General features: G+C 62.3%; 6 protein-coding genes. 4 read left to right on the forward strand and 2 right to left on the reverse strand.

Translation table 11 applies throughout. From position 1 onward, the window contains the following. Positions 1–67: 67 nt before the first annotated feature. The gene (locus B348_RS0118400) at positions 68–1,084 is read right to left on the reverse strand and encodes a DUF4917 family protein (RefSeq protein ID WP_017737541.1); all 1,017 of its coding nucleotides are present in this window, start codon (positions 1,082–1,084) and stop codon (positions 68–70) included. Between the two features lie 122 nt (positions 1,085–1,206). Between B348_RS0118400 and yiaY the strand changes: the two genes are divergently transcribed. The 3 genes from yiaY (at position 1,207) to B348_RS0118415 (ending at position 4,099) form a co-directional block, all read left to right on the forward strand. Next, positions 1,207–2,355 (forward strand): L-threonine dehydrogenase, encoded by a 1,149-nt coding sequence (gene yiaY, locus B348_RS0118405; protein WP_017737542.1) that lies wholly within the window; start codon positions 1,207–1,209, stop codon positions 2,353–2,355. Between the two features lie 92 nt (positions 2,356–2,447). Continuing rightward, positions 2,448–3,122 carry an NAD(P)H-binding protein gene (locus B348_RS0118410; RefSeq protein ID WP_026136880.1) on the forward strand — a complete coding sequence of 225 codons (675 nt, stop codon included), beginning with the start codon at positions 2,448–2,450 and terminating at the stop codon, positions 3,120–3,122. Between the two features lie 11 nt (positions 3,123–3,133). Beyond that, a complete protein-coding gene (locus B348_RS0118415) occupies positions 3,134–4,099 on the forward strand; it encodes a hydroxymethylglutaryl-CoA lyase (RefSeq protein ID WP_017737544.1) in 966 nt (321 codons plus the stop codon). Here the strand turns inward: B348_RS0118415 and B348_RS0118420 are convergent. Further along, positions 4,057–4,542, reverse strand: a complete 486-nt coding sequence (locus tag B348_RS0118420) for a DMT family transporter (RefSeq protein ID WP_017737545.1) — start codon at positions 4,540–4,542, stop codon at positions 4,057–4,059. The genes B348_RS0118415 and B348_RS0118420 overlap by 43 nt on opposite strands. A 68-nt stretch (positions 4,543–4,610) precedes the next feature. Here B348_RS0118420 and B348_RS0118425 point away from each other — a divergent pair, with 68 nt between their 5' ends. Further along, positions 4,611–5,519 carry a LysR family transcriptional regulator gene (locus B348_RS0118425; protein ID WP_026136881.1) on the forward strand — a complete coding sequence of 303 codons (909 nt, stop codon included), beginning with the start codon at positions 4,611–4,613 and terminating at the stop codon, positions 5,517–5,519. The last annotated feature ends 46 nt before the right edge of the window (positions 5,520–5,565 follow it).

Consider the following 5,565-nt stretch of genomic DNA (forward strand, 5'->3'; position numbering starts at 1 on the left):
TGATACACCGAGGTGTCTGCATCGCAGGCAAGCCAGCTCCCACAGTCGATCTCCTTTGTATGGGAGATCAGTGTTCGACAGGGACGGACAGTGCGGGATTGCCCAGTGGGTGAGTGCGCGCAGCGAAGAACTTCAGCGCCACGCCGGTCCCCTCGAACATCTCCGAATACCGCCGCTTCTGCTGCCGAATAAACCCATCACTGCGCCCCGACACCGAAATCGCCAGGGTGGTCAACTTGGCCTGGCGAATCGCATCCACCAAGTGTTTATCCTGTGCGCCCAAATCGTGGCCAAAGATGCACAGCGCGCCCTGATGGCCGAGCAACTGTTCATAACAGAACGACAGGTAATCCGAGCTGCGGATGCTCTTCAGTTTCTCCTCCACCTTGCCTTCGCTGACAAACAGCGGCACATCGTCCAGGGTCTTGATCGTGTTGTTGATCGCAAAACTGCTGAGCAAGGTGCTGTCGGTGGTCGGCAGTTTGCGCGCGGTGCCGTCGAGGTTGCGCACCAGGTGCAGGCCGCCGTGCAAGTAGAGGATGCGTGTGGCGCTGGTGTGGGTGTTGCGCAGGTCGAAACTGGCGTCGGCACTGCGGAACAGGTCGTCGATGCCCGGTGTGTGCAGGATCGCCCAGTAGTTGAGCAAGTCGTAGTTGCTCGTGAATACCGTGGCGTAGCTCGCCAGTTCGCGGTTGATCGTCTCCAGTGTCGACGGCTGCACCAGGCGCCACGGGATATGCACGGCGTGGATGGTGTTGATCAACGCTTCCTTGATCGCGTAGTAGCGATTGCGCGGCGCCGCCGAGCTGACCGCCAGGGCCTTGTTGACCCGGCTGGTGGTTTTCAGGGCGCCCAGGGCCTGCTCGAAACTACGGGTTTGCAGGGCGTCGAACACGCTGAGTTCGGATGGGCTCAGGGGTTTTTCTTCGACGGTGCGCGCGTTTTCGAACAGCGAGTCGTAGGCAAAGTCTTCCCAAATCGTACGACTGGCGCCGTTGCCGATCAGAATCCCGCTGAAGTCGATGGCGCCGCGCAGGGCGCTCCAGTCTTCAAGGTGGGCGTCAATATCCTGGAAATCCTTCATTGCGGCGGGTCTACTCGAATTCGGCTGGGCGGGACTTTATCACGAGCGGGCGTTGATCCTGATCAAGATGCTGTGGCCGTCAGCGGTTGATTCTGTAGGCATAAAGCCTACGAGGATTAGCCATGAGCAGCACCTTCTTTATTCCCGCCGTCAACATCATGGGCACCGACTGCCTCGACGAAGCCATGACCGCCATCCGTAATTACGGCTTTCACAAGGCGCTGATCGTCACCGACGCGGGCCTGGCCAAAGCCGGCGTGGCGAGCATGATCGCCGAGAAACTGGCGATGCAGGACATCGACTCGGTGATCTACGACGGCGCCAAGCCCAACCCCAATGTGGAAAACGTCGAGAAAGGCCTGGCGCTGTTGCAGGAAAGTGCCTGCGATTTCGTGGTGTCCCTGGGCGGCGGTTCGCCCCATGACTGCGCCAAGGGCATCGCGCTGTGTGCCACCAATGGCGGGCATATTGGCGACTACGAAGGCGTGGACCAGTCGAGCAAGCCACAACTGCCGCTGGTGGCCATCAACACCACCGCCGGCACCGCCAGCGAGATGACCCGGTTCTGCATCATCACCGACGAAACCCGCCACGTGAAAATGGCCATCGTCGACCGCAACGTCACGCCGCTGCTGTCAGTCAACGACCCGGCACTGATGGTCGGCATGCCCAAGGGCCTCACTGCCGCCACTGGCATGGACGCCCTGACTCACGCGATCGAAGCCTACGTGTCCACCGCCGCCACGCCGATCACCGACGCCTGCGCGATCAAGGCCATCGAACTGATCAGCGCCAACCTGCGCCTGGCCGTGCGCGATGGCAGCGACAAGGCCGCGCGGGAAAACATGGCCTACGCGCAATTCCTCGCCGGCATGGCGTTCAACAACGCGTCGCTGGGTTTTGTGCATGCCATGGCGCACCAGTTGGGCGGCCTGTATGACTTGCCCCACGGCGTGTGCAACGCGGTGTTGCTGCCCCATGTGCAAAGCTTCAACGCCAGTGTCAGCGCCAAACGCTTGAGTGACGTGGGCCGCGCGTTGGGGGCGGATGTCAAAGGTGTCACCGTGGAAGAGGGTGCCCAGGCGGCGATTGCGGCGATCCGCAGTTTGTCCCAGGACGTAGACATTCCCGCCGGCCTGCGCGAACTCGGCGCCAAGTTGCAAGACATTCCGCTGCTCGCCAGCAATGCGTTGAAGGATGCCTGTGGGCTGACCAACCCACGGCGCGCGGATCAAAGGCAAATAGAAGAGATCTTTCGCAGCGCTTTCTGACAGGGCAATGACACGCCGCAAGCGTTAAGCTACAAGCTGAACTGCATTCAACTTGTCGCTTGAAGCTTGCGGCTTGCCGCTGAGGTCCCCCTATGAGAGTTCTGTTATTCGGCGCCACCGGCATGGTCGGCCAGGGTGTTCTGCGTGAATGCCTGTTGGCCGCCGATGTGCAGGAAGTCGTCGCCGTCGGCCGTACGCCGTTGACCCAGGAACACGGCAAGCTGCATCAGGTATTGCACAGCGACATGCTCGATTTCCAACCCCTGGAAAACCTGCTGCAAGGCTTTGATGCGTGCTTCTTCTGCCTCGGTGTGTCGTCGGCTGGCATGAACGAAATCAACTACACCCACCTCACCTATGACCTCACTCTGGTTGCGGCCAGCACCCTGGCGCGGCTCAATCCGCAGATGACCTTTATCTACGTGTCTGGCGCCGGTACCGACAGTTCCGAGGCGGGCAAGTCGATGTGGGCGCGGGTCAAGGGCAAGACCGAAAATGCCTTGCTGCGCTTGCCGTTCAAGGCGGTGTACCTGTTCCGGCCGGGGGTGATCCAACCCTTGCACGGCGTGCGCTCGAAGACGCCGTTGTACCAGGCGTTCTATTCCGTGCTGGGGCCGCTGCTGACGTTGCTGCGCCGGGTCAAACCGGGTTGGGTGGTGAGCACCGAGACGGTTGGCCGGGCGATGTTGCAGGCGGCCAGTCATGGCGCGCCGCAACCGGTGGTGGAGCAGGCTGGGATCAATCGCTTGGCTGACGAGCGTCGTTGAAGGAGCTGACGGTGATTCAGGATTATTCAGACGCGCTGATCGTGCAGGAAGTGTCCCCGCGTGATGGCTTGCAAATCGAACCGACCTGGGTGGAGACGGCCGACAAGATCGCCTTGATCGACCAGCTTTCCCGCGCCGGTTTCTCGCGGATCGAAGCGGGTTCGTTTGTCTCGCCCAAGGCCATTCCGGCGTTGCGCGATGGCGAGCAGGTGTTCCAGGGCATCGCGCGCAAGCCGGGGGTCATCTACGTGGCGCTGATCCCCAATCTCAAGGGCGCCCAGCGTGCCATCGGCTCCCGCGCCGATGAGTTGAACCTGGTGATGTCCGCCAGCCATAGCCACAACCTGGCCAACCTGCGCATGCGCTGCGAGGCGTCCTTGGCGGCCTTCGGCGAGATCGTCAGCTTTGCCGCCGACCACCCGGTGCGCCTCAACGGCAGCATCGCGACGACATTTGGTTGCCCGTTCGAAGGGGCGGTCGATGAGGACCGCGTGCTGCGGATTGTCGATGCGTATCGTGAACTGGGCATCCAGGGCATCACGCTGGCCGACACCACCGGCATGGCCAACCCGCGCCAGGTAGAACGCCTGGTCAAGCGCGTGTTGCAACACGTGCCTGCTGGCGACCTGACCCTGCATTTCCACAACACCCGTGGCCTGGGGTTGTGCAATGTGCTGGCCGCCTACGAAGCCGGTGCCCGACGTTTCGATGCGGCCCTCGGTGGCCTTGGCGGCTGCCCGTTTGCGCCGGGGGCGTCGGGCAATATCTGCACGGAGGATCTGGTGAACCTGTGCGCGGAGGTGGGGATTCCTACCGGTATCGACCTGCCGCATCTGTTGCAGATGTCCCGGCGCCTGCCGGCGCTGCTGGGCCATGAGTTACCCGGCCAGGTGGCCAAGGCGGGGCGCAATTGCGACCTGCATGCCGCGCCGGATTATGTCGCCGCGCTGATCGCCGAGGGCGTTGCGCTGAACTGAATCAACACCACGCCGCCGATCAACAACAACGCCCCCAGCACCCGGGGCGTTGTCAGCTCGCGCTCCGCCAGGCCGAACAGGCCAAAGTGGTCGAGCAGCAGTGACGCCAGAATCTGCCCGGCCATGGCCAGCGCAATAAACCCAGACGCGCCCAACTTGGGCAGCAGCATCAACGCCAGGGAAATAAAACATACACCGAACGCGCCACCGGCCCACATCCATAAAGGTGCTTTGCTGATAAAGCCCAGGCTTGGTAACGGCAAGCGCAGCGCCACAATCACCGGCAGCAACACGATGATGCTGACCAGCAGCGACGCCAGGGTGGCCCACAACGGGTGCCCGAGCCCACGCCCGAGGTTGGCGTTGATCGCACTTTGAAACGGCACTACCGCACCGGCAATCACTGCCAGCGCCAATAAACCCAGCCAGTGCAAGGTCGTCATTGCGAATCTCCCAGAGGTTTTGCTGGACTCTAGGGTATTCGTCGAGCAAATTTAAATTCCAATTTCTTATGCCGAGCATGCAGCTAATGAATGATCTGCGCCGCATCGACCTCAACCTGCTGGTGATCCTCGACGCCCTGCTCGCCGAGCAACACGTCACCCGCGCCGCTGAACGCGTGCACCTGAGCCAGCCGGCGGTCAGTCACGCGCTGGCGCGCTTGCGGGACTTGCTTGGCGACCCGTTGCTGGTGCGCCAGGGCGGCACGTTGGTGCCCACCGCTCGCGCGTTGGAACTGGCGGCACCGCTCGCCGAGGCGCTGGCCCAGGTACAAGCGCTGCTGGCGCCCAACCGGTTTGATCCGGCCTCGGCCAAGCGCCGCTTTCGCGTGGCGATGTCGGACTACAGTGCGGCGATTTTCCTACCTGACTTGGTGCGCCTGCTGCGCCGTGAAGCGCCCGGTATCGACCTGCAAATCATCCAGGCCAGCCGCGAAGGCATGGTGGATGGCGTGCTCAATGGCGATCTTGACCTGGCTGCTGGGGTTTTTCCTGACATGCCGGCGGAATTGCGTACTACGCCGCTGTTTGAAGAGCATTACACCTGCCTGGTAGACCGTGACAGCTTGCCGGACGATGGCACGCTGGACCTGCCCACTTACCTGTCGCGTCCCCATGTGTTGCTGGAAATGCGCGGCAGTGGCACGCCGGAAATCGAGCGGGCGCTGACGGCGATTCGTGAGCGACGCCATGTGGCGATCAGCCTGCCGCATTGGGGCGTGGCACCGCAGTTGATCCAGGGCACGGATCTGATCTTGACGGTGTCGTCGCGGGGTTTGCTCAACATTGATCACCCACACCTGGTGGCGGTGCCGCCACCGTTTCATATCCCCTCGTTTGCGGTGGAGTTGGCGTGGCATGTGCGGCGGGGTGGGGATTCGGGGTTGCAGTGGTTGATGGGGCGGGTGCGGGAGGGCTGATGTAGCAAGCAATTGTGGGAGCTGGCTTGCCTGCGATGGCGGTGGG

It is taken from the genome of Pseudomonas sp. CBZ-4 (genome assembly GCF_000346755.1).
Lineage (GTDB): Bacteria > Pseudomonadota > Gammaproteobacteria > Pseudomonadales > Pseudomonadaceae > Aquipseudomonas.

Excerpts from the sequence above, each read along its gene's own strand:
- B348_RS0118400 (WP_017737541.1), bottom strand. The coding sequence starts at position 1,084 with ATGAAGGATTTCCAGGATATTGACGCCCACCTTGAAGACTGGAGCGCC.
- yiaY (WP_017737542.1), top strand. The coding sequence starts at position 1,207 with ATGAGCAGCACCTTCTTTATTCCCGCCGTCAACATCATGGGCACCGAC.
- B348_RS0118410 (WP_026136880.1), top strand. The coding sequence starts at position 2,448 with ATGAGAGTTCTGTTATTCGGCGCCACCGGCATGGTCGGCCAGGGTGTT.
- B348_RS0118420 (WP_017737545.1), bottom strand. The coding sequence starts at position 4,542 with ATGACGACCTTGCACTGGCTGGGTTTATTGGCGCTGGCAGTGATTGCC.
- B348_RS0118425 (WP_026136881.1), top strand. The coding sequence starts at position 4,611 with ATGCCGAGCATGCAGCTAATGAATGATCTGCGCCGCATCGACCTCAAC.